The sequence below is a fragment of the Bacillus sp. FSL K6-3149 genome (genome assembly GCF_038630515.1).
Classification (GTDB): domain Bacteria; phylum Bacillota; class Bacilli; order Bacillales; family Bacillaceae; genus Bacillus; species Bacillus pumilus.
Map to the genome: position 1 here is coordinate 3,479,195 of NZ_CP152034.1, position 24,221 is coordinate 3,503,415.

General features: G+C 42.3%; 27 protein-coding genes and 1 other annotated feature. Of the genes, 3 read left to right on the plus strand and 24 right to left on the minus strand.

Features of this window, described 5'->3' with window-relative positions:
* Positions 1-104: 104 nt before the first annotated feature.
* Positions 105-848: an RNA methyltransferase gene (locus MHB83_RS17750; protein ID WP_137055308.1), complete on the minus strand. Its 744-nt coding sequence runs from the start codon at positions 846-848 to the stop codon at positions 105-107.
* Positions 849-961: 113 nt separating this feature from the next.
* Here MHB83_RS17750 and sspI point away from each other — a divergent pair, with 113 nt between their 5' ends.
* A complete protein-coding gene (gene sspI / locus MHB83_RS17755; protein ID WP_003216243.1) occupies positions 962-1,183 on the plus strand; it encodes a small acid-soluble spore protein SspI in 222 nt (73 codons plus the stop codon).
* A 41-nt stretch (positions 1,184-1,224) separates the two neighbouring features.
* On the opposite strand, the gene cstA is transcribed toward sspI, so the two are convergent.
* Positions 1,225-3,021 carry a carbon starvation protein CstA gene (gene cstA, locus MHB83_RS17760; protein ID WP_050943606.1) on the minus strand — a complete coding sequence of 599 codons (1,797 nt, stop codon included), beginning with the start codon at positions 3,019-3,021 and terminating at the stop codon, positions 1,225-1,227.
* A 350-nt stretch (positions 3,022-3,371) separates the two neighbouring features.
* On the minus strand, positions 3,372-4,460 hold the full coding sequence (locus tag MHB83_RS17765) for a M42 family metallopeptidase (RefSeq protein ID WP_050943605.1): 1,089 nt from the start codon (positions 4,458-4,460) through the stop codon (positions 3,372-3,374).
* A gap of 179 nt (positions 4,461-4,639) precedes the next feature.
* Here MHB83_RS17765 and MHB83_RS17770 point away from each other — a divergent pair, with 179 nt between their 5' ends.
* Positions 4,640-5,044 (plus strand): hypothetical protein, encoded by a 405-nt coding sequence (locus MHB83_RS17770; protein ID WP_003216690.1) that lies wholly within the window; start codon positions 4,640-4,642, stop codon positions 5,042-5,044.
* A gap of 17 nt (positions 5,045-5,061) precedes the next feature.
* On the opposite strand, the gene MHB83_RS17775 is transcribed toward MHB83_RS17770, so the two are convergent.
* The 8 genes from MHB83_RS17775 to MHB83_RS17810 form a co-directional block, all read right to left on the minus strand.
* The gene (locus MHB83_RS17775) at positions 5,062-5,328 is read right to left on the minus strand and encodes a DUF1294 domain-containing protein (protein WP_253622353.1); all 267 of its coding nucleotides are present in this window, start codon (positions 5,326-5,328) and stop codon (positions 5,062-5,064) included.
* Positions 5,329-5,391: 63 nt separating this feature from the next.
* On the minus strand, positions 5,392-5,751 hold the full coding sequence (rplT, locus tag MHB83_RS17780; protein WP_003216409.1) for a 50S ribosomal protein L20: 360 nt from the start codon (positions 5,749-5,751) through the stop codon (positions 5,392-5,394).
* A 31-nt stretch (positions 5,752-5,782) separates the two neighbouring features.
* A complete protein-coding gene (gene rpmI / locus MHB83_RS17785; RefSeq protein WP_003216324.1) occupies positions 5,783-5,983 on the minus strand; it encodes a 50S ribosomal protein L35 in 201 nt (66 codons plus the stop codon).
* A 24-nt stretch (positions 5,984-6,007) separates the two neighbouring features.
* Positions 6,008-6,523 (minus strand): translation initiation factor IF-3, encoded by a 516-nt coding sequence (infC, locus tag MHB83_RS17790; RefSeq protein WP_034620611.1) that lies wholly within the window; start codon positions 6,521-6,523, stop codon positions 6,008-6,010.
* Between the two features lie 71 nt (positions 6,524-6,594).
* Positions 6,595-6,726 (minus strand) — a sequence feature (ribosomal protein L20 leader region).
* A gap of 128 nt (positions 6,727-6,854) precedes the next feature.
* The gene (lrgB, locus tag MHB83_RS17795) at positions 6,855-7,550 is read right to left on the minus strand and encodes an antiholin-like protein LrgB (protein ID WP_189282658.1); all 696 of its coding nucleotides are present in this window, start codon (positions 7,548-7,550) and stop codon (positions 6,855-6,857) included.
* A gap of 14 nt (positions 7,551-7,564) precedes the next feature.
* Positions 7,565-8,008: an antiholin-like murein hydrolase modulator LrgA gene (lrgA, locus tag MHB83_RS17800; protein ID WP_003216712.1), complete on the minus strand. Its 444-nt coding sequence runs from the start codon at positions 8,006-8,008 to the stop codon at positions 7,565-7,567.
* A 137-nt stretch (positions 8,009-8,145) separates the two neighbouring features.
* A complete protein-coding gene (locus MHB83_RS17805; RefSeq protein WP_253622352.1) occupies positions 8,146-8,883 on the minus strand; it encodes a LytTR family transcriptional regulator DNA-binding domain-containing protein in 738 nt (245 codons plus the stop codon).
* Entirely contained in the window at positions 8,880-10,637 is a 1,758-nt protein-coding gene (locus MHB83_RS17810; RefSeq protein ID WP_342496521.1) for a sensor histidine kinase, read from the minus strand. Before MHB83_RS17810 ends, MHB83_RS17805 begins: the two co-directional genes overlap by 4 nt.
* Positions 10,638-10,812: 175 nt before the next feature.
* Here MHB83_RS17810 and MHB83_RS17815 point away from each other — a divergent pair, with 175 nt between their 5' ends.
* Positions 10,813-11,592: an HAD family hydrolase gene (locus tag MHB83_RS17815; protein WP_061409040.1), complete on the plus strand. Its 780-nt coding sequence runs from the start codon at positions 10,813-10,815 to the stop codon at positions 11,590-11,592.
* Positions 11,593-11,649: 57 nt separating this feature from the next.
* On the opposite strand, the gene MHB83_RS17820 is transcribed toward MHB83_RS17815, so the two are convergent.
* The 13 genes from MHB83_RS17820 to mutM form a co-directional block, all read right to left on the minus strand.
* Positions 11,650-12,570, minus strand: coding sequence for a methyl-accepting chemotaxis protein (locus MHB83_RS17820; RefSeq protein ID WP_342496522.1), 921 nt, complete (start codon positions 12,568-12,570; stop codon positions 11,650-11,652).
* A 170-nt stretch (positions 12,571-12,740) separates the two neighbouring features.
* Positions 12,741-14,681 carry a threonine--tRNA ligase gene (thrS, locus tag MHB83_RS17825; RefSeq protein WP_065098569.1) on the minus strand — a complete coding sequence of 647 codons (1,941 nt, stop codon included), beginning with the start codon at positions 14,679-14,681 and terminating at the stop codon, positions 12,741-12,743.
* A 337-nt stretch (positions 14,682-15,018) separates the two neighbouring features.
* Positions 15,019-15,888 (minus strand): putative sporulation protein YtxC, encoded by an 870-nt coding sequence (gene ytxC / locus MHB83_RS17830; protein WP_065098570.1) that lies wholly within the window; start codon positions 15,886-15,888, stop codon positions 15,019-15,021.
* 60 nt (positions 15,889-15,948) lie between these two features.
* Complete coding sequence (locus tag MHB83_RS17835) at positions 15,949-16,587, minus strand: TVP38/TMEM64 family protein (protein ID WP_253622349.1); 639 nt, start codon at positions 16,585-16,587, stop codon at positions 15,949-15,951.
* Between the two features lie 33 nt (positions 16,588-16,620).
* Positions 16,621-17,550, minus strand: coding sequence for a primosomal protein DnaI (dnaI, locus tag MHB83_RS17840; protein WP_342496523.1), 930 nt, complete (start codon positions 17,548-17,550; stop codon positions 16,621-16,623).
* 17 nt (positions 17,551-17,567) lie between these two features.
* Positions 17,568-18,992, minus strand: a complete 1,425-nt coding sequence (locus MHB83_RS17845; RefSeq protein ID WP_342496524.1) for a replication initiation and membrane attachment family protein — start codon at positions 18,990-18,992, stop codon at positions 17,568-17,570.
* Positions 18,993-19,094: 102 nt separating this feature from the next.
* Positions 19,095-19,553 (minus strand): transcriptional regulator NrdR, encoded by a 459-nt coding sequence (gene nrdR / locus MHB83_RS17850; protein ID WP_003216720.1) that lies wholly within the window; start codon positions 19,551-19,553, stop codon positions 19,095-19,097.
* 4 nt (positions 19,554-19,557) lie between these two features.
* Positions 19,558-19,944, minus strand: a complete 387-nt coding sequence (locus MHB83_RS17855; RefSeq protein ID WP_003216254.1) for a hypothetical protein — start codon at positions 19,942-19,944, stop codon at positions 19,558-19,560.
* 186 nt (positions 19,945-20,130) lie between these two features.
* Positions 20,131-20,511 carry an adenosylmethionine decarboxylase gene (speD, locus tag MHB83_RS17860; RefSeq protein WP_003216492.1) on the minus strand — a complete coding sequence of 127 codons (381 nt, stop codon included), beginning with the start codon at positions 20,509-20,511 and terminating at the stop codon, positions 20,131-20,133.
* Positions 20,512-20,745: 234 nt separating this feature from the next.
* Positions 20,746-21,768 carry a glyceraldehyde-3-phosphate dehydrogenase gene (locus MHB83_RS17865; protein WP_003216683.1) on the minus strand — a complete coding sequence of 341 codons (1,023 nt, stop codon included), beginning with the start codon at positions 21,766-21,768 and terminating at the stop codon, positions 20,746-20,748.
* Between the two features lie 170 nt (positions 21,769-21,938).
* Positions 21,939-22,544, minus strand: a complete 606-nt coding sequence (gene coaE / locus MHB83_RS17870) for a dephospho-CoA kinase (RefSeq protein ID WP_050943596.1) — start codon at positions 22,542-22,544, stop codon at positions 21,939-21,941.
* A 14-nt stretch (positions 22,545-22,558) separates the two neighbouring features.
* Positions 22,559-23,191: a sporulation membrane protein YtaF gene (gene ytaF / locus MHB83_RS17875; protein ID WP_268459543.1), complete on the minus strand. Its 633-nt coding sequence runs from the start codon at positions 23,189-23,191 to the stop codon at positions 22,559-22,561.
* Positions 23,192-23,365: 174 nt separating this feature from the next.
* A complete protein-coding gene (mutM, locus tag MHB83_RS17880; RefSeq protein WP_003216358.1) occupies positions 23,366-24,199 on the minus strand; it encodes a DNA-formamidopyrimidine glycosylase in 834 nt (277 codons plus the stop codon).
* Positions 24,200-24,221 lie beyond the last annotated feature (22 nt).

Sequence of the window (24,221 nt, forward strand, 5' to 3'; positions counted from 1 at the left end):
ACGATGCATTCTCCCTATAAGGCCGCTCCTTGAAACAATCTTCCTCTATCATGGTTTTTAAAATATTAGTTTCATTATAGTGAAAATAAGCGCATGTTGCAACACTATCCACGCAAATGATAGACAAGAACAGCTGCTGCAACAGCCACATTTAATGATTCTGCCTGTCCATACATTGGCACATATAAATTATGGTCTGTCATTTGCAGAATCTCTGGGTTTATACCCGCGCCTTCATTGCCCACAATTAATGCAAACGAACCTTCTGCCGTTACGCTTCTATACGCTTTCGCCTTATTTAGAGCACTTCCGTATACAGGAATGCCTTGCTCCTTACATGCTGGTATGGTCTGCTGAAGGCTTTGCTTTAAAATGGGCAGGTGGAAATGTGACCCTTGTGCGGAACGGAGCGTTTTTCCGTTAAACGCATCCACTGTTCCATCGCCTAAGATCACAGCATCAAGTCCAGCAGCATCTGCTGTCCGAATGAGTGTGCCTAGATTCCCTGGGTCCTGCACTGCATCTAATAGAAGAAGTCGTTCATACTTCTTTTCTTCAAATACAGGAACTGTACAAACTGCCGCGATGTGCTGAGGCGTTTCCGTTTCGGTCATGGCAAAAAAGGCTTCCTCGCTCAGTTCATAAAGTTCAATGTCCGGATCAATATGAGAAGGAAGCTTATCAGGCGATGTGACCATTAATTCTTTCACAACTCCGCTCTTCAATGCTTCTTCCACTAAGTGGATTCCCTCCACGAGAAACAGCCCCGTTTTCGTTCGTTCTTTTTTCGTATGGAGCTTTTTCCACTGTTTAATGTTTGTGTTTTTAGCTGATTCTATATATTTCAAGCGACTTTAACTCCTTTAAATATCATGAATTTATTATATCTCATGCACACTACATAATAAACCTGTCTTTGAGACAGAATAGGGCTATTACCATCAAAAAAGGAGTGTGGGCAATGGATTTTAATTTAAGAGGCGCAGTCATTCAAAACATCACTGGCCATAATCAAGAGCAGCTTGAGCATACGATTTTAGATGCCATTCAAAGCGGTGAGGAAAAAATGCTGCCAGGCCTTGGCGTGTTATTCGAAGTGCTATGGCAAGAAGCATCAGAAAACGAGAAAAACGAGATTCTTGAAACATTAGAGCAAGGCTTAAAGCCTCATCAGCAGCAATAAAAGAAGCCGGTTTGCTTATCATAGCAAACCGGCTTTTTCATTTAGCCAGTGATCGGTGTTTCCATCCGAAGCGCTGGATCACGCCAAATGTCGACCCATTTTTTAATCGCAAACACAATAATCACAAATCCTAAGATCAGCATAATGATTGACAGCACAGCATTCAGCACGCTGTAACCTGCTGCCTCGGGATTAAGGTATACATTTGCTACCATCCAATAGCCCGCATAATTCACTGTCACATATAAGTAAGCAAGTGGAATTAAACAAGTCAGCATATATCGCCTTTTATCTGCAATTTTTAAGACAACGGTTGCTCCTATGATGAGACCGACCGATGCCATTAACTGGTTTGATACCCCAAATAGTGCCCAAATGGACCCGATGTCTCCAGAGTAAAGCAAGTACCCCCACATAAAACAAGCAAGCGCACTTGCGAACACCGACCCAGGGACCCAGTCATTTCGTTTAAGCGGTTTATAAGCTTCGCCAAAGAAGTCTTGAATCAAATATCGTGCCACACGTGTCCCTGCATCAATAGCGGTTAAAATAAAGACGGCCTCAAACATAATGACGAATTGGAAAAAATAAGACGCCAAATGACCAAAGAACGGAATTCCCGTAAAGATATACGCCATCCCTACAGCTAATGTCACAGCTCCACCCGTTCTTCCTTCTAAATCAAGACCAATTTCCTTACTCAGCTGCGGAAGGTTCTCGACACTCATCCCGAGTGTTCTGAACACTTCTGGCGTACTGTTTATCGCAAAATAATCGCCTGGATGAAGAGCGGTAGCGGCAATTAACGCCATAATTCCAACTAGACATTCTACTAGCATTGCGCCAAAAGCGACAGGCTTCATATCACTCCAGCGGTCAAGCATTTTAGGCGTTGTCCCAGATCCAACAAATGCGTGGAAACCAGATATGGCACCGCAAGCAATGGTTATTGAAATAAAAGGCCAGACAGGACCAGCTAAAACAGGACCTCCTCCATTCACAAACTCCGTAAAGGCTGGGAATTGAATCGTTGGATTGACGACAAAGATTCCAGCAATCAATGCGATAAAAACACCTATTTTCATAAAGCTGCTTAAATAGTCCCTCGGTGCGAGCAGCAGCCAAACCGGCAATGCCGCAGCAAAAAAAGCATAGATCGGCAAGGCAAGAGCAAGTGTTTTTGTATCAAGTGTTAAAAGATCGCCAAGTGCCGTTCCTTGAATATTCGGCCCAAGGAATACACCAACCATCAGCAAAATAAATCCCGCAGTTGTCGCCAGTTTTAAATTGCCTGTCTTTTTATAATAAAGACCAACCCCCATCGCAATTGGAATCGTGATTCCGACTGCAAATGTCCCCCAAGGGTTACGTTCTAACGCATGAAGCACAACCATAGACAGTCCTGCCATTGTGATCGTAATGATAAACAGCATCGCAAGCCCTGTACAAAATCCTGCGACAGGTCCTAGCTCTTCCTTCGCTACCTCTGATAACGATTTCCCCTTTTTTCGCATTGACGCAAATAAGACGACAAGATCATGTACAGCTCCGCCTATCACTGCGCCAATTAACAGCCAAAGAAGACCCGGTAAATACCCAAATTGTGCGGCTAAAATCGGACCCACTAACGGACCTGCAGCTGCAATCGCAGCAAAGTGATGCCCAAATGTGACCCATTTATTGGTTGGCACATAATCTTTCCCGTCCTCTAATGTGTGAGCCGGTGTAGGATGATCATCTGTCACCTTTAAGACTTTGACCATCATAAATGTGCCATAAAGACGATAGGCAATCGCTAAAATACACATAGATGCTATGACAATTGTAACCGCATTCATTTAACCATCCCCTTTGCACAAACAATTTGTTACAAATATAACATAAATTGATTGATTTCTTTCCTTTAAAACCAAGTTGACAAATAAGAATAATATGTTTATTCTTAAGGTAGCTTCACCTACTTCCATAAACTCTCTTTTGACAGGGCATTCTTTTGGCTCTGTCCTTTTTATTGCTTTCATCTTACAAAAATAAAAGCTAGATCACATGTGCCTTATTCACTAGAATATTTTTTCTTCTTCTCTCAAAAACAGTTCTTTTGGCGTAACTTAAAATGACAGTTCATTTCCTGGGAAATTCAATGAAATAAAAAAAGCCCTTCCCCTATACTGAGGAAAGGCTTTCTTACTTAAGAACCGTACGTGATCTGCTCAACCGTTTTTTGATCAAGTCTTTTGATCACTTCTGTTAAAAGCTTCACTGCATTTTCATAATCATCTCGGTGAATCATCGCTGCATGGGTATGAATATATCTACTTGGTATCCCGATCGATAGTGATGGCACACCATGACCTGTTAAATGGATACCGCCAGCATCTGTCCCGCCGCCAGGCATAGAGTCATATTGGTACGGAATGTTCAATTCATCCGCTGTTTGGACAACAAAATCCCGAAGCCCTTTATGCGATACCATAGAAGCATCAAATACAACAATCGTTGGTCCTTTGCCAAGTTTGCTTGTTGCTTCTTTTTCAGTAATGCCCGGTGTGTCTCCTGCTACACCAACATCAATGGCAAATCCAATATCAGGCTGGATTGTAGCCGCTGCTGTTTTGGCACCACGCAGGCCAACTTCCTCTTGTACAGTTGCAACACTGTAAGCAATATTCTCATGCTGAGTATTGTGTAAGTTCTTCATGACATCAATCGCAACTGCACAGCCGATACGGTTGTCCCATGCTTTTGCAAGGAGCATTTTTTCATCATTCATCACTGTAAACTCAAAATAAGGGACGATTTGATCTCCAGGCAGAACGCCCCACTCCATTGCCTGTTCTTTGCTTGATGCACCGATATCAATAAACATATCTGTAATCTCAATCGATTTTTTTCGAGCTTCAGGTGACAAGACGTGCGGCGGCTTTGAGCCAATCACACCTGTTATGTCTCCCTTTTTCGTTACAATCGTCACACGCTGCGCGAGCATGACCTGCGACCACCATCCGCCGACAGTTTGGAAGCGAATGTAGCCTTTGTCATCAATTTTTGTCACCATGAATCCTACTTCATCTAAGTGACCAGCAAGCATAATTTTAGGTCCGTTTGCGTTTCCTTCCTTCTTAGCAATTAAGCTGCCAAGGCGGTCACTAGAGACTTCATCTGCATATGATTCTATGTATGTCTGCATGACTTTTTTGACATCACGTTCATTTCCTGGAATCCCTTTTGCATCCGTTAGGTCTTTCAGCATAGTTAATGTTTGATCTAGCTTTGTCATTCCATATATCCTCCTTTATCTTCATGGTGCATTCTTATTATACAAAACCTTTTTCGTTCAATACGATCTTTTTATGAATATTTTTTCGTTTTCCGAAATATTTTTTTAAAAAAAGTTGAAACCTTTTGGCCTTTTCATTCGTAGTACATCAGATAACGGTATTGGAGGTGCATCCTGTCATGTTTGTAATCCTCATTAGACTAGCTCTTGTTGCACTGCTTGTCTACATCTTCTACATGGCGGTAAAATTCTTCTCAAATCCGAGAAGAAAGCTGAAACAAGCACAATTAAAAGAAGGCTTTTATTTTATGGACGAACAACAAAATGCACGTAAAAATTTTAATTTCGTCTATAAAGGTGTCTTGTTTGAAGGGGAGAAGCATGTTCCTTCTAAGGATCATCCTCTATTTGTCCACTCCATTTACGTTTGGACGGAGTCACCTGAGAAGCTAAGTGAATTTACATTAGAAGACTTTGAAAAATTGGAGGAAAACATTATCGAACGTTATCCTCAAACAAAAATTGATTGGGATCAGCCCATTAAAAAAATCAAACAAAAAAAAGGAGCAGACACGCCGTCTTGATGGCGTCTGCTCCTTTTTCAGATGAACTTGATATATCCTAATATGATCAACTGCACCATGATTAACACTGGCATGCCAATTTGAAAGGCAGGATGCTTTGTTTTATGACGGAAATACTGCATCCCTAGATACGATCCAGCAGCCCCAAAAAGCACGGCAGCACTCCATAAGTGCACCTCTGAGATTCTCCATTTATGCGCTTTTGCCCGGCGTTTGTCCTCTCCCATGAGAATGAAACCATAGCCATTTACCAATATCAGCAGCACAATCAACGCGATATTCATTCATTTCACCTCACATGATGAGCAAAAAAGATCACCCCTCGACGGAATGATCTTTCATATGACTTACTTGTCTAGTTGTGCTTTTGCAGCATCAGCAAGCTGATTGAATGCACTTAGGTCATTCACAGCAAGGTCAGCAAGCATTTTGCGGTTTACTTCGATACCAGAAAGCTTTAGGCCATGCATTAAACGGCTGTAAGAAAGACCGTTCATACGAGCTGCAGCATTGATACGAGTGATCCATAGTTTACGGAAGTCACGTTTTTTCTGACGACGGTCACGGAAAGCGTAGTTTCCAGATTTCATCACCTGTTGGTTTGCTACTTTGTATAATCTATGTTTTGAACCGAAATAACCTTTTGCTAATTTAAGAACCTTTTTACGACGCTGACGCGACACAGTTCCGCCTTTTACTCTTGGCATTGTAATTCCCTCCTATGATTCCTATTCCAAATTACTTGATGTTTGCAAGTTGTTGTTTGATACGTTTGAAATCTCCAGCACTTACGATTGCGCTCTTACGCAATTTACGTTTTTGCTTTGTAGATTTGTTAGCGAACAGGTGACTTGTGTACGCATGAGAACGTTTAAGTTTACCAGAACCTGTTTTTTTGAAACGTTTAGCAGATCCGCGGTGAGTTTTCATTTTTGGCATTGGATATTTCCTCCCTCTGTTACTTTACTTTTCGACTTTTGGTGCAAGCATGAGGAACATGCTACGTCCGTCCATCTTAGGTTTTGTTTCTACTGTTGCTACTTCAGCGCAAGCTTCAGAGAAACGGTCTAACACGCGCTGTCCGATTTCTTTATGCGTAATCGCACGCCCTTTAAAGCGGATAGAAGCTTTCACTTTATCGCCCTTTTCAAGGAATTTGATTGCATTACGGAGCTTCGTGTTAAAATCATGTTCATCAATTGTCGGGCTCAACCGAACTTCTTTTAAGCTAATGATTTTTTGATTCTTACGTGCCTCTTTATCCTTCTTCTGCTGTTCGAATCGGAACTTACCATAGTCCATGATTCGGCAAACAGGTGGTTTTGCATTTGCAGCAACTAACACAAGGTCAAGATTGGCTTTCGTAGCAATTTCCAGAGCTTCCTGGCGGGTTTTAATCCCCAGCTGATCGCCATTTTGTCCGATCAAACGAACTTCACGCGCACGAATACCTTCATTAACTAATTGATCTTTGCTAATAGTGAGCCACCTCCATGAGATTTTGAATTGAGTTCACAATTCATTTTGACCATTTCGTTGTATGTTTTACAGGCAAACAAAAAGTGTGGGCATATAAAACACCCACACTGCGAACATTTGCATGAAAAAATAAATGTACGGTCAACCTGTCAACTACAAACACGTGTCAATCAGGTGAGAAGCGGGTGCTTCTGCTTGTGATATCTATTCAATTCGTTAATTATTCTACACAATTTTCATTTGTCCGTCAAGTAACCGAACTCTTGAAACAACTTTTTCATTTTAGCATGATTAAACGAATTGGGCAAGGCTTTTCAAAACAATGACGTCATCAAAGAATCAATTGCATAAAGATTGGGATGACGATGACGGTCACAACCCCTACGACCACAACAGCAATACTTGCCATGGCCGCTTCCACTTCACCCATCTCAATCCCAACAGAGACGCCAAGTGCATGTCCTGATGTACCGAGTGCAAGCCCTTTTGCCACTGGATTTTTAATTCGAAACCATTTTAAGAAGAAAGCACCTAGTGCATACACAATGACTGCATTAAATATGACCGCAAAGGCTGTGATATCTGCAATTCCGCCAATATCCTTTGCAATCGGAAGAGCAATCGCTGTCGTCGCTGCCTGCGGGAGCATACTTTTCATTACAGCCGCATCAAGATGAATGCCTTTTGCTACGACATACACAATTGTAATGGAGCAAAGTGATCCTACAAAAATAGCGGATAAAATCTGCCACCAATATTTTTTAAGCAATGCGCGCTGCTTATAAAGCGGAATAGCGAAAGCAATCGTCGCAGGCTCTAAGAAAAACTTGATAATCTTGCCGCCCTCATTATAATCTGCATAGGAAAAACCGCCAATTTTCAAAAATAAAATACCTAACACCATGGCGACAAAAAGTGGTGTAAATAAGAAGAAGCCTTTTGATTTTTTAAATAAGAATGTACCGATTCCAAAGGCGACCAATGAGACGACTATACCAAAATAAGGACTCATCGTACTTGTACCCATCCTGCATCTCTCCTTTAATGCGTACTTGAAGCTGGTTTATTAGAATGAGAAGGAGTCGATTTGCTCTCCTTTGTCTCTTTACGTTTCTGTGGTTTGTCTGATAATTGCATGAGAAGCTGCGTGAATAGCCCTGTCGCTGCTAGTAACATAATCGTTGCAATGATAATGACACCGACGACTTGCACACCTACTTCTTGCATGACACCTAGTGATTGAATAACCGAGATACCAGAGGGAACAAATAGAAAGCTAATGAGCCCTGTCAATGATGTACCTAATTGCTCCACTTGCTCCAGTTTGACGATTTTCGTTGTCAGCAAAACAAATAATAGAACCAGACCAATCACAGATGCAGGCATCGGAATTGGTAAATACATTGAAATGAGATTAGAAACGAACATTACGGTTGCAAAGATAAATGCTTGAGATAGAAATCCATATACTTTAGTGGCACTCATGCCCCTTCACCTCTTTCTTCGACTGCCCTCAGTATATGGCATGAAATAAATGAATGAAGCGTTTACAATCAAACTCGCCGGATTCAATGAATGAAATGCAGAAAACGAGTATTGAAATACAAATAAAAAAAGCCGTCCTAATCTAGCAGGAGCGACTTCTTTAGTTCTTTGGCGTAAGTGCGGCTGACAGGAATAATCGACCCGTCTGTCATATGCAGATTATACGTCGAATTAAACCACGGCTGTACTTCTTTCATATGAGAGGTGTTCACGATATAGCTTCGATGAACCCTCATAAAATAAGCCTCAGGGAGTTTCTTTTCAATGACCACAAGCGGTTCTGTGACCTCATACATGTGATCCTTTGTTTTCACAACCTTTTTCCCCTCACTGAGCCCTACATACATGATCTCTTCTACTTGCAGAATGACAATTGAATCATCGACTGAGATGGCTAGCTTTTGCTGATGGGGGATTTTCTCATCTGATAGCTGGTGATCTTGCGTCTCAACAGATTTCCACTTTTTAAACTTTTGGATCGTTTGCAAAAGCCGTTCTTCATCAAATGGTTTTGTTAAATAATCGAGCGCACTGACCTCAAACGCCTTCAGCGCATACTGATCAAAGGCTGTCGCAAATACAATTGCTGGCGGATCAGACATCCGGTTGAGCCTTTTGGCAATATCAAATCCATTTTCACCAGATAAATCAATGTCTAAAAAGAGCAGGTCCGGCTTATGATCCACCATCCGGTCAAAAGCTGATTCTATATTTTCTGCTTCCTCTATTTGAACATCCTCTTTCGTTCTGCGTAATAAGTATTTTAATTCGTCTCTTGCTAACACTTCATCATCTACGATTAATACATTTATCAACGAAAATCATCCTCTTTTACATAGTCCATTGGAATGCGAAATGAGATGTCAGTGCCTTGGCCGCTATGAATAGATAGAGCGGCTTGTCTGCCAAAAATCCCTCTTAACCGCTGATCTAAATTAAAAAGAGCCGTACCTGTTCCTTCTTTGGATTCAACAGGCGCTTTTAATAACTGAGCCATCTTGTCATTCTCGATTCCCTGTCCATTATCCGTCACTTTCATATTGACATGCCCATCTTTCATCACAGCAGATACGATGACTTCACAGCTCGTTTGATGTTTAGGAAATGCGTGTCTCACTGCATTTTCAACAAGCACCTGAAGCACAAATGGCGGAATCATCACCTGCTCTAGCTCCTTTTCAATTTGAAAGGTCACGTGGTATTTATTTGGAAACCTTGCTTGTTCAAGTGACAAATAGGCTTCTACATGCTGAATTTCTTTATGAAGTGGAATGAGCAGCTGGCGGGCGCCTTGCAAATTGGATCGAAAATATATACTCAGCTGAAGCAGCAGCTTTCTAGCCATCTCTACGTTCGTTCTGCACAAGACAGAGATGGTATTAATGGCGTTAAATAAAAAGTGCGGATTCACTTGCGCTTGAAGTGCTTTGATCTCTGCATCTTTTAGCAGGCGGCTTTGGGTTTCTGCCTCTCCAAGCTCAAGCTGTGTGGAAAACAGCATTGCCAAGCCTTCTGCAAGCTCCTCCTCTACCCTGCTTAATCCGACCGGAGAATTGAAATACATTTTTAACGTTCCGATCGTTTGACCATTGGAGGTGAGGGGCAGCACAATCGCCGCTTGAAGCGGGCAATGGGTGACTGAACAATTGATTTCATCTTTCGAATGTGCCTTCATAATTTTGCCGCTCATCAATACTTGTTTCGACAGTCCTGTAATGAGGATTTTCGAGGGAATATGATGATCCGTCCCATCTCCAACATGCGCTAAAATCTTTTCTGTATCGGTTAAGGAGACCGCATCTGTTTCTGTTAATCGATGAATGATCTCCGCCACGCTTTTACATGACTGTTCATTTAACCCTTGGCGGAAGAAAGGCAGCGTTTGATCGGCGATTGAAAATACACGGTGTGTCTGCATCGCCTTTGCCTGCTCTTCTTGCCGAATGACTGACTGTAAAATCGATAAAAAGATAAAGCTACCAATTCCATTCACAAAAATCATCGGCAGGGCAATAATACTCACAAGCCCCCAAGCTTCAGCAAATGGCTTTGCAAATAGAAGGATAATAATCATCTGCAAGGATTCCATTGCCACACCAAAAAGTGCGGCTTGGCGAGGTGTCACCATTCGATTCTTCCGCTTAAACCTGCTGCCAACATAGCCTGCAATCACACCGGCTAAAATCGAAGAAATCGCACAACTGAGTGCCGTGCTTCCTCCTAATGAATAGCGATGAATCCCAGCTAAAAGCCCTGCACCAATGCCAACAAACGGCCCTCCTATTAATCCGCCCATTTCGATTCCCATGATTCTCGTATTGGCAATTGAGCTTGACGAGCCGAGATGATAGGAAAACTCATGATTCATGACCATCTGCTGCTGGATTTCAATTCCTGTGTAATTGCTGATAATACTAAAAGAAGCAAAAATAAAGACAAGGACTGCCTTTTTTCGAAACCCTTCATTATGAAGCAATAGATTGCGAAAGCCCTTCACATGGGCAAGCACAAACCCTAAAATAACGATGATCCCAACACGCTCGATCATCATAATAATTAAATGAAGCAAACCTGCCACCTCAATTGATGTATGTATTATTTACTGTCTTTCTATTCTATCATGTGCGGTCAATGTTCAAATATCTCTCAAATCTTTTCTTTATTGCCCTCATCTTCTATTGTAAAATGAACTTGAGCCGTCACTTGCAATTGAAGGTAACACATACATAACAAGGGAGAAGATCATGAAAGCCGTATTTTTCGATTTAGATGATACTTTGCTTTGGGATGAAAAAAGCATTCACACCACTTTTCAGGAAACATGCCGCGAAGCGGAAAAGAAATATGGACTGAATCCAGAAACATTTGAACAAATTGTACGTGAAGAAGCAAGAAAGCTGTATTCGTCCTATGAAACATATGATTATACTGTCATGATCGGAATTAATCCTTTCGAAGGACTGTGGTCCAATTTTAGTGAACCGATTAGCGAAGGCTTTCAAAAATTGAATGCCCTTGCACCAGAGTATCGCAAGAACGCTTGGACCAATGGCTTAAAAGAAGCAGGAATTGACGATGAGGCATTTGGACAATATTTGGCTGATTTCTTTGCAGCAGAGCGGAGAAAACGCCCATTTGTCTATGAAGAAACGTACCCTGTTTTAGACCGTCTGAAAGGCAGCTATGAATTGCTCCTTTTAACAAACGGAGATCCTAGTCTTCAAAAGGAAAAACTGGCCGGTGTTCCTGAGCTTGCACCTTATTTTAATGAAATTGTCATTTCAGGAGATTACGGGAAAGGCAAACCTGACCCTGGCATCTTTGAGCACTGCCTTCAGCTGTTAAATCTAACAAAAGACGATGTGATCATGGTGGGAGATAATCCAAAAACAGATATTCTTGGGGCATCTCGAGCCGGGATTCAAACCGTTTGGATCAATCGACATGGCAAAAAGAACGAAACAGATGTAACGCCAGATTATGAAATCAAAGACTTACATGAATTGTTTGATATATTAAAATAGAACAAACGAGAAAACACCCTTCTCCTAACGAGATTGGGTGTTTTTTGTGTGCTCAAACTACACAATTCCCGCTAGACTTTGCGCTTGCTTGTCTAAGCTGCGGGCTGCTTCTCCTACATTCATAAATTCCTCACTTGCCTGCTTTACAAGATCGCGATTTGTAAACACCGTTGTCTTGGCCCGGCTCGTTCCGCTGCTGACCTTCTCTACTTCCGCATGAATCGCCTTTACATATTGATCTACTTTGACGATCGCTTCTTTTGAATCAGTTGCAAGCTTTCGAATTTCTGCCGCCACTACACTAAAGCCATTTCCATAGGAACCTGCATGGGCTGCTTCGATCGCCGCATTTAATGCAAGGAGCTGGGTTTGTGAGGAAATGCTGTTAATCGTTTTAGCGATGGAGCTGATGGACTCTACCTGCTCTGTTAATCCTTCTAGTAAGCTCATATTTTGATCTGTTTCGTTTGCTATATGATCAAAGGAGACATTGACTCTTTGACTATGCTGGATGCCCACTTCTGCTCGCTCCATTAATTTCGCAGACATGTCCTTTAAATCGCCTACGACCTGTTTCATCGTGCTTTCTCTTTCTGTTATATCTGTTGCGACTTTCACAACACCCACTACGCGTTCCTCTTCATTGCGGACAGGTGTATATGTCGCTTCAAGCCATAAGCTGTCACCATTCTTCGTCGTCCGCTGCACCTTTTCCTGAAAGACTTGCCCCTCTTTCAAACGCTTCCAAAACATTTGATAGCTTGCGTGTTCTGCAATATGAGGAGGACAAAACTGTCTATGTTTTAAACCAATCATCTCTTGCTTTGAATATCCCATGGCTTTTGCAAAAATATCATTGACCCATAGCACTTCACCTGTCACATCAAATTCAATCATCGCCAGTGAGTGTTCCAATGCACGAAGTACTGCTGATCGCTCCAATACTTGTGATGATAAAGTGTTTGTTGTTTTCATCATCGCTTTCATACCCCCAATTTAACTCGAACCAATAGTACATACTTACCCATACTTTCATACTATCTAAACGTATCATTCAAGGGACTGGATCACTAGTGGAGAATTTTTCCCAAAAAGAAAAAGCCAGTGATCTAAGGAGAAAGATCACTGACTGCTTCGCTTGAAAAAGATTATTTTTTCGCTTCTGCTACTGCATGTTTCACAAAGGCTTCAAGATCCATTGTTTCTGAATCTTGCTCTCCGTACTTTCTAACATTGACAGCGCCATTTTCTGCTTCTTGATCTCCGACGACTAGCATGTACGGGATCTTTTGCATTTGCGCTTCTCTAATTTTGTATCCGATTTTTTCATCACGGCTGTCAAGCTCTACACGAAGACCTTCAAGCTGCAAACGTTCTTGTACTTTTTTCGCATAGTCTAAATGGACAGATGGTGAAACCGGGATGACTTGGAATTGTACAGGTGCCAGCCAAGTTGGTAGGGCTCCTTTGTATTCTTCAATTAAGAAGGCAACAAAACGCTCCATTGTAGAAACAACACCTCTATGAATCACGACTGGACGATGGTGCTTGCCATCTTCTCCGATATATGTGAGATCGAAGCGCTCTGGAAGTAAGAAATCAAGCTGTACAGTAGACAGTGTCTCTTCTTTTCCAAGAGCTGTCTTCACTTGAACGTCAAGCTTCGGACCATAAAATGCCGCTTCGCCTTCTGCCTCATAATAGTCATGACCAAGCTCGTCCATTGCATCCTTTAGCATCGATTGCGCTTTATTCCACATGGCATCATCGTCGAAATACTTCTCAGTATCTTCTGGATCACGGTAAGATAAGCGGAATGTGTAGTCATTCAAGCCAAAGTCTTGATACACTTCTTCAATTAGGCGAACTGTACGAATGAATTCGTCTTTGATTTGATCTGGACGTACAAAGATATGGGCATCGTTTAATGTCATACCGCGAACACGCTGAAGGCCAGATAAAGCACCTGACATTTCATAACGGTGCATTGTACCAAGCTCTGCAATACGAATTGGCAATTCGCGATAGCTATGCGGCTCGTTTTTGTAAATCATCATATGGTGAGGACAGTTCATCGGACGAAGAACAAGATCTTCATTGTCCATTTCCATCACAGGGAACATGTCTTCTTGATAATGCGCCCAGTGCCCTGATGTTTTATACAATTCAACATTTGCAAGAACTGGTGTATACACATGCTCATAACCAAGGCGTACTTCTTTATCAACAATGTAACGCTCAATAACGCGGCGGATCGTTGCGCCTTTTGGCAGCCAAAGCGGTAGACCTTGACCTACCTTTTGAGAGTTCGCAAACAGTTTCAGCTCTTTTCCTAGTTTACGGTGATCGCGTTCTTTCGCTTCTTCAAGCAGGCGTAGATGCTCATTTAGATCATCTTTGCTGAAGAAAGCTGTACCGTAAATACGCTGAAGCATTTGATTGTTGCTGTCACCTCTCCAGTATGCACCTGCAAGGCTTAACAGCTTAAACTCTTTGATTTTCCCTGTTGACGGCAAGTGAATGCCGCGGCAGAGATCAAAGAATTCACCCTGCTCATAAATCGTGACAGCTTCACCTTCTGGAATCGCCTCTAACAGCTCAAGCTTTAATTGATCACCAATCGCTTCAAAGCGTTTTTTCGCTTCTTCTCTTGATACTTCAATTCGCTCGATTGGCAGATTGCTGTTAATGATTTTTTTCATTTCTTTTTCAATCTTTGGTAAATCTTCCGGTGTGATGGCAACATCGATGTCCACATCGTAGTAGAAGCCATTTTCAATCACAGGACCTACGCCAAACTGAACGTGATGCTCTTTTCCATACAGGCGTTTGATTGCCTGTGCTAGCAAATGAGCTGTGCTGTGGCGCATAATGTCGAGTGCTTCATCACTTTTATCTGTGATGATCTCAATTGTTCCACTTTCTAATAGCGGCGTACGCAGATCTATTTCTTTGCCGTTCAATTTACCGGCAAGCGCTTTTTTCTTTAGGCCTGGGCTAATTGATGCCGCGATGTCTTCTGTTGTAGCTGTTTTGTCAAACTCCTTGACTGCTCCATCTGGAAATGTAAGTTGAATTTGTTCTGACATCTCTGGTCACTCCTTTTTTTGGCAATATAAAAACCCCGCCCCCTGGAAAGGGACGAGGTTGAATAAAACGGAATCGTGGTTCCACCCTTTTTCCCGTATTTGCAGCTTACTTTTTCATAAGCAAACACGGCTTGTGGTTCGATAACGGGAATTCCCGTCAGCCATTACTAAAACGTTCACAGCTGATGTTCAAAGGTGGTAAAGCAAATGGTCCTCTGCTAGGAAGCTTTCAGCCGCGGCTTCCCTCTCTTTAAGCGGGTGTTCATTTGTTCATGTCCTTATCAATACGGTCTTTGTATGAAGTTACACCGTATTATAAAACGTTTTTTCGTGAAAATCAAGAAAGCTTTTCACTTTTCTCTTCCAAATGATCATGGACAAATTGAACATTGTGTTCTTGAAATGAATGAGCCGGGAATACCTCGACCCTTTCTTGAAAAATATTTTGAATGGTCTGTACCATCGAGTGACCTGTATCATTTGTAAACAGGTCAATCTTTTTGGGCGCTATGGATACGAGTGGTGCAATCAGCTGCGAATCAATATACATTGGATGCTCTCTTACAAACTGTCTGTCTATGTATTGTTTTTGATCACGCTCAGAAGCGTACCGAAATTCCCAAATCATCAGGCGATCCTGATGCACAACATGTACTTTTTCGAGCTTCGGTTCTTTTGCCATCACATAGTCTCGAAGCGATTGAATGAAGTTTTGATATTCTTGTTCCATTTTGTATTCTTCAATGGAGACTTCAACATAGTTCTTCAGCCTCCTGTCATACTCTGACAGTCTGAATGTCATAAATGAACCAATTGAAAAAATACCTTGCTGTAAAGAAATCGTCTCGAGCTCCTTTGTTAACAGGGCTTCTCTTGACGGTTCTTGATGAATGCCGGGAATATCATCTAAATCCCCGTTCATGATGCTGTGGGCAATTGAAAGAATTTGGTGCTGCTCTTCAGGATCTTTAAATAGATACGTGTTTTCAAGAATGCTGCGCATGCGCTCATTTTCTTTGCATTCCAAAAAAAAGTGAACCAGTAATGGCCGCACAATGGACTCAAGTCCTTCCTTTGATTCCTTCGCCTCTATGAGAAGCCGGTCTTTCCCTTGTTGAATTGACATGTGATGCCGACTGTCCAAGTGTTCAGCAAGATGTAAAAAAGCGGCGGTATCATATTCATCTTCAAAGATTATTTCAAGCATGTTTGTCCCCCCTAACGACATCTGTTACATATATATGGGGAGAACATAAAAAATAGACGCCTAAAATAAATCAGGCATCTTTCTTTTTAAAATGAGCGGAACTGAGATAAAGATTAGATAAATCAAACAAACGATTGCTAAAGCGGCATAATTGCCGCTGACAAAGCTTGAGCCAAGGACATTTAATGCAACTGTACCCGGTATTAAGCCTAAAAAGGTAGCTGCCGTAAATGCACGATAATTTGCACGTGAAGCTGCTGCCGCATAGCTGACAAAGTCAAAATGGATTGGGGCAATTCGCAATAACAAAATGTAAAGAAACCCATGCTCCTGAATGCGGGACGTCACCGCTTTCAGCTTCCGGCTGCTTGATTCTGTTTCCTTCTTTTTTGCACGAAAGGTTGTGGCAAGCAGGAAGGAGCATGTTGCTCCGGCGGTAGCACCAACGAGGGCATAAATCGTCCCAAGAACACTGCCAAATGCCAAACCTGCTGCCAGCGAAAAAACCGTAATAGGGACGAGAACAAACGGGCGAAAAAGAGATAAGAAAAGAAAAACAAAGGGTGCCAGCATCCCAAATTGAAGCACCCAATTTTTCACATCTATCGGCGCCAGCTGAAGATGCTGTTTGTTCAGCCACCACAGTAAAACAGCGAGACCTGCAATCACGAGAAAAAGCAGCCATTTTCTTTTGTTCATTTCATTTGCTCCTCCTTCAAGTGATAAACGCTTTTATAAATGACGGCGGTTTTCTCCTTCGAGCAAGACTGCCTCTGCTAAATAGAGAATCCGTTCCATTAAACGAGCGGCTTTGACCTCTTCTTTTTCCCCGCGCTGTGAGTACGTAAAGTGATGCTTCAGTTCACTTGGTGAGAAATTAGAAGAGAAGAAAGTCGGCAGCTGCTCTGCCATACGGTATTGTAAAATCGTTCCGAGTAGTTCATCTCGAACCCAGCTTGTCATCGACTCTGCCCCAATATCATCAAGCATTAAAATAGGGGTGGATTTGACCATGTTCAGTTTTGATTCTAGTGTATGATCGGCTAACGAATTTTTTAGCTCTCTCACAAATTCAGGCACGTACACAAGGAGAGATGGGTATTCCTTCTCCGCTAACTGCTGCGCAATGGCTGCCAGAATATACGTTTTTCCTACTCCAAACTTTCCGTGTAAATATAAGCCCTTCCCTTTGCCCGTCTCATCATAGCTTTGCAGGAATTGCCCTACTTTTTGAATGACTTCCTGTCTTCCCACAACGTTCAAATCAGCGAACGTCGCTTGAAGAACATTTTGCGGAATGTACATGCTTTTCATGAGCTCTTGCTGTTTTTTCTGTCTATCGAGCCGCAGCTTGACTGGACAAGGGGAATATTCAATATCAATACTCTGACCTTTGATCACAAGCTTCGGGTGATGACCGTCTAAAATCGCATTGACGTTCTCTTCATCTAAGCAATATGAACAGCCCTTCGACTGCTGCACATATTCAAAAAGCCGGTTCAAGCTGCGATTGATCATGTCTTCGTGTATGTCTTCTTGGTGCTCCTGTAAAAAGGCTTTTACATCTTCATCAGATAACACACTCTCTTTAATCTGATTATATCTCACACGAAAATCTACGCGCCCTTTTAGCTGTTCAAATGAACGACCGATCGGTTTCATCCTCATCTCACCTCATCTTAATGTGCATTGTACTTTTTCATATTTTTAAACTGATCTAACAGTTTTTCTTTTTCTCGTTCGAGGTCTTCTGTCGACAGGCTGTCTGTTTGTTCTTTTGCAGGCTGTTCTTTCGTTTCGGTTTCTTTCATCCAGTCAGGAAGCTTCTCTTCACGGACAACTTTCCCTGATCCGTATGTGCTACGCTGCTTTTTCTGCTGCGCCCACTCTGTCATTTGCCTGTTCTCTTCTTTGGCCATTTTCATGGCCGCCGCTACGGTTTTAATTTTCTTTCTCACCCAATGAGCGGCGATTTTTTGCATATATGTTTTCGACAGCTTCATATCTGTTTTCAGTAATGTATAGTAGATCAAAACGTTCATGACACCTGGCTCTAGCTGCTGCTCAAGCATAATATCTTCGACAATTCTTAAGTCGGCATATGTTGGCTCAATGCCGTCAGCCATATCTTTTAGCAGCTCCCTAGGCGAAATATGATCAAGCTTTTCAATCAATTTGGCATCCGGCGTATCTGCCACTGGCGCTTTTGAAGCATCTTGACGCAAGTGTCTCGGCTGTTTTTGATCAATGAGTTTTGGCTGCTCGCCTCTGTATTCAATTTGGTACCAGTCTCTTGCCGCTTTTCTCAGCTCTTCTGTTGAGATCATTTGATCCGAACCACAGGCGCCTGCTACAATATTTTGCATTTGAAGCGGGGTGATGCCGTATACAACGGCTAACTTCTTAATGGTTTCTTTCACCTGCTTTGTCAAAGCCTTTCTTGGAATCATCATATCAGACATGCCTGCTAACAATAAATCGAAATCAAAGGATTCGTCTGAGAGAGGAGCCGGCTGACTCGATCCAACGGTCACATATTCATAGCCCTGATCAAGTGATGACGCCTGATTGATTTCTTCTGTCATCCTGCGTTCACCTGGCTGCAATACGTGAAAAACTTCTTCAAACGACCGCGAGATGTTCTTTGCCTCTGCCGGAACACCGGGATATGAGAAATAATCACGAAGCTGCATATATTTCGCTTTCTCTACACGATGGTACAGCAGAACATTCAGCATACCATCTTGGAAAAACTCATCTGGTCTTAACGGCGGCACAAGCTCATATGTAAACAGTCTGCCTTCTTCCGTTTCCTGTTCATATGTGCGGAGTAAACCAATCGCTTCAAGCTTTAAACGTTCCTTAAAAATATCATTCAAATTCGTTTGCAGCATGACCATGAGCTGCCGATGAGGTGCGGGTTTCCCCCACATACGATTTTGTTCCAGCTCTCCCCACAGCGTCATATATAAGCTGAAAGCGGACATGCCTATAAGCGGCTGATATAAAAGAGTGATGAGCTGTCTATCGATGTCACCGAGCAATGAAGCGCTTTTGACGACATACGGATCGACGGCTAGCACTTCCTTCCAATGCTCTGTCATATGCTGATCCTCCCCATGAATTGCAATTGTTTCTATTGTACACCCTTTTTGCGTTTTACGCTTTACGCAGGAAAAAGAGCATGAAGTATCTTCAGCTCTTTTTTAGCGTTCTTTCTTTAATAAATCTTTTAATTCATCAATAAAGACGTTGATATCTTTAAACTGCCGGTAAACGGAGGCAAACCTGACGTAAGACACTTCATCAATTTTTGCCAGCTCGTCCATCACCATTTCACCTACAAGCTCACTTTTCACTTCTGACATACCTTGATTACGCAGTTCTTTTTCAATATTAAAGCAGACATCCTCCAGCTGCTTTAAAGCAACAGGTCGCTTTTCACATGCTTTTATGAGTCCTCTCAGCATCTTTTCGCGGCTGAATTCTTCTCGAATTCCTTCTTTTTTCACCACAATCAGTGGTAATTCTTCTAATTTCTCAAACGTCGTAAAGCGATATTGGCAGCTTTCGCACTCTCTTCTACGACGGATGGATTTCCCTTCATCTACTGGTCTTGAATCAAGCACCCTTGTGCCAAGGTGCTGACATGTGGGACATTTCATTTCATCAGCTCCGATCTATTCTTGGAAGTTGTTTGTCTAGTTCATCATAAAGGGAAAAAACCGTTTTCTCACTATAGCCAAAATCTGTTGGCAAGGCTGTTTCTGTTGTCACATTAAAATCGACAGCTGTTTCAAAAGGACGAATTGAAATGACAGTCGCTACGAGAAAGGCTTTTTTCGGCATACTGATGTTTGCGCTGATTTCACCTCGTTCTGCTGAAACAGATGTCACTTGATAGGAAGCGTGCCCAGAAAGCATGGCTTCCACCGCTTGAAAAACTTGCGCATTCGTCGATTTGTAGTAATGGCTTTTCAGTTCTGACACTGGATGCTCGTCAGATGTTTCTGTATGGTTTGACATGAACCGTTTGAACTTTTGTCCTAAAATCATCTACGTATCCCCTTTGCCATAATGCCTCTTCTTTATTTTATAAAAAAAACCTTTGTTTTCCTAGAACAAAAGTATAGGCAAGTTGGGGAATGTTGGATTTTCTCTATCAAACAAATATAAAAAGGAGCATAACACAAAGGCATTTCAATGCTTTTGGCCAGCTCCCATTGCGATCTTTTTTTATGTTTACAGTGCTTTGGCTTGCGCCTGTTTCACTTGTACAGGTCCCATGCCTCGAGGAATTTCAATGTTTTCTCTTGTTTCAGCACCTAATTCATCTCCGATATGATCTGCTGCGATATTCGGATCTAGGTCGCCGCAAGTATAAACATCTATGCTCGCATAACCATGTTCAGGAAAGCTGTGAATTGTCAGATGAGATTCAGAAATAATGACAACTCCACTTACTCCTTGAGGTGCAAATTTGTGAAAAGCAACCTCTCTTACTTCAGCTCCTGATTTCAAAGCTGCATTTACAAACGTTTTTTCAATAAAATCCATGTCGTTCAGTTTATCACAGTCGCATCCCCATAGCTCGGAGATAACGTGACGTCCGATTGTTTCCATCATGGACCCCCCTTAAACAAGAATGAAAGAGTGAAGTTCTAAGCAGCCGGACCGGACATATACCACGGGGGAAAGTTAGTCCAAAGAGGTCCTAACCCTTTAAGTATACCCGAATGAGTCTGCGAACAAGAAGTTCACGAAAAATAGTATACTTTGTTTAGACCCATTTTGCAAGCTGTGTTTTCATTGGGATTTTCTCTCATTCCTTGAAAAGGGACGTTCGTCTTCTTCATTTCAAACAGCAGAAAGCTCTTTCATCTGCGATCCGACAAACTTCACAAGATCCACCACTCTGCATGAATAACCCCATTCATTGTCATACCATGCAAGAACTTTTACTTTTCTATCCCCCATCACCATCGTTGTCAGTCCATCTACGACAGCTGAATAAGGGTTCGTATTAAAGTCTGTAGAAACAAGCGGCTCATCCGTGTAATCTAAAATACCGGAAAGAGAAGTTTTTGATGCATTTGAGAAGGCTGCATTGACTTCTTCTGCTGTGACATCTTTTTTCAAGTCGACAACAAGATCAACCATCGATACATTGGAAACTGGCACGCGAAGTGCAAGTCCATGCAATTTCCCTTTCATGTGCGGCAGCACTAAAGAAAGCGCTTTAGCGGCACCCGTCGTCGTTGGAATAATGGACTGGGCACATGCTCTTGCCCGGCGCAAATCCTTATGCGGGTTATCGATATTTTTTTGATCATTTGTATACGCATGAACCGTTGTCATTAAACCGTTGTCGATACCGAATTCATCATCTAACAATTTGACAACTGGTGCTAAACAGTTTGTTGTACAAGATGCGTTTGAAATAACGACGTGCTTTTCAGGATCAAGATCATCCTCATTGACACCCATCACAATTGTAATGTCTTCATTTTTACCTGGAGCTGTAAGTACGACCTTTTTCGCTCCGGCATCTATATGGCCCATCGCTTGATCTTTTGAATTAAATTTTCCGGTTGCTTCTATGACGATATCAATCCCAAGCTCTCCCCACGGAAGCTGCTTTGGGTCTCTGTTATTGAGCAAAAGCACTCTTTTCCCATTTACAATCAGTGCGTCATCTTCTGCTGTCACATCGCATTCGTAACGTCCATGATTTGTATCATATTTAATTAAATGTGCTAGCGTTTCGGCAGGATAGCTTGCGTTCACCGCTACAATTTGAATTTGATCATCAAGCATTGCTTTTCTGAAGACCATGCGTCCAATTCTGCCAAACCCATTGATCGCTGCTTTTACCTTCATGAACAGGTCACTCCTCTATTATGTGTTATACTCAATAAATTTATTTATGAAATTAGTATATCACATTAGATTGTAATTGCCAGTATATAAACGTATATTTTCTAAAAAGGGCTGTTCTTTTCATGAGAAATATAAAAAGCATAAAAAAAGAAGAGTACGTGTATGTACTCTTACTTATCAGTATGTTCCCATTCATTTAATATGTTCTGCAATTGCTTTCTAATAAAAGCAAGATCTTGTGTATTTTCTATCACCCGGTCTGCTTTCTTACATTTTTCCTCAAGAGGCTGCTGAGAGTGAATCCGATTCAGCGCTTCTTCCGCGCTAAGGTCGTTTCGATTCATGAGTCGTGATAGCTGTAATTCTGGTGTTGTATACACCACAATAATGCGGTCGACGAGACTTTCCAGCTGACTCTCAAATAAAAGCGGGATATCCAGGACAACGAATGTTTCTCGGCTGTCGATTCCTTCATCTCGCTGCCTGAGCATTTCCTTTCGCACTTCTGGGTGAACGATCGCATTTAGCTGCTTTCTTTTCTCTTCATTAGAAAAAATAATGGCTCCCAGCTGCTGCCGGTCTAGCTCTCCATTTGGCAGGAGGACACCCTCACCAAAGGTTTGAACGATATGATGAAGGGCGGGTGTTCCTTTGGCGACCGCTTCTTTTGCAATCACATCTGCGTCCACAACCCGGATGCCCTGCTCTTTTATCATCTGCGAGACTGTGCTTTTTCCGCTAGCAATCCCGCCGGTTAATCCAATGACAAGCGTCAATTGATTTCCTCCTTTTACAGCTTCCAAACCCCAATTAATATGAGCAGAAGCCCTGGTAAGCATGCGAGTTTATCGATCCAGCGCCAATTTGCCAAGTAATGACCGGCACGCAGACCGATACATACAAAAAGTGAGCTCATCACTGCGACCGTGATACTCATGACAATTGGAGAAAAGCCTAGTATCGCTGCGCCAATCCCTGCGCCAAATGCATCAATGGATAAAGCAATTCCAAGAAGTACCGCTTCTATTCCATTAATCGTCCCAGATCGGTCAATATCTGCACTTGTTGGCTTTCTTAAAATGTGAATGACAAGCCCAAGCGATTGGACTTCCACATTAAGCAATGTCTTTTCATGAAGAAGCAAATCACGCTCTTTCGCTGGTTTGTAAAATTGATACAGGACCCAAAGACCAATGGCAATTAAGATGCCTCCCCCCAGTTTATCGGTCACTGAGATAGGGAGAAATGTCGTCAGCAAGCTGCCAATCAGCATAGAAATGAGCAGCACAATCCCTGAGCAGCATGCAATAATGACGATGGCTTTAAATGGGATCCTCATTTTGCGGAGACCATACGTAAAGCCTACAGAAAAGCTGTCGATGCTGACTGCAATAGCTAAAAACAGGAGCGAAATCGAAATCATACCTGAACTCTTCCTTTCTGTTCATGCAACGATGATCAAGAGTCTCTAGGCGTTCTTAGACTCTTCTTCACTATATGAAGAGCAGGTGGGCTGTGTGTCAGTCTACACCTTGCTGAAAAATGAATGTTTTTTATCGTATGCATCGCAAAAAGGAAGCATGCTCATGGCTAAGCTTTATTGAGGACGTTTTTGGCAGGTCACACAAAAGTGTGTACCGCGCCCTCCGACTACTGTTTTCTCAATGATGCTTCCGCATGTTTGGCAAGGCTCTCCCCGCCGGTCATATACAAGAAGCTGCAATTGAAATGTGCCAATATCTCCTTGTGAGTTGATATAAGAACGAATTGTACTTCCTCCCGCATCTACCGCCACCTGAAGCGTATCGATGATCTGTTTGTGAAGCACTTTGCAGGATTCCAGGCTGAGCTGATTCGCTTTCGTTTCTGGATGAATCCCTGATTTAAACAGGACCTCATCTACGTAAATGTTACCAAGTCCTACGACAATCTTTTGATCAAGCAGTGCTGTTTTGACCACGCGGGTTGTTTTTTTCAATTGCTCCCATAAATACTCAGGAGTAAACTGTTCATCGAATGGTTCATATCCCAGCTGTGATAGCGGGAGTTCCCTTTCCTCTTCACCCGGCTGAAATAAATGCATCGTGCCAAATTTACGCACATCATGGTACCGAAGCTCCGTCCCATCTGTAAACGTAAAGACGACGTGTACGTGTTTATCATAAGGCTCATGCGCTTCATGTACACGATATTTCCCTTCCATCCTTAAATGGGAGACCATCACATAATGGTCTAAATGAAAGAGGAGGAACTTTCCTCTTCTTTCAATGGTTTGTATGGTTTCTCCTACCAATCTTCTTGCGAACTCTTCCGGCTCCCCAGGACGTTTGATGATGTTTGGCCATTTGATATCGACCGTTTCAATCGTCTTTCCTTCGACTAACCGCTTGAGAGTGCGCCGGACGGTTTCAACTTCTGGTAATTCCGGCATGCTCCTCGCTCCTTTTTCTCTC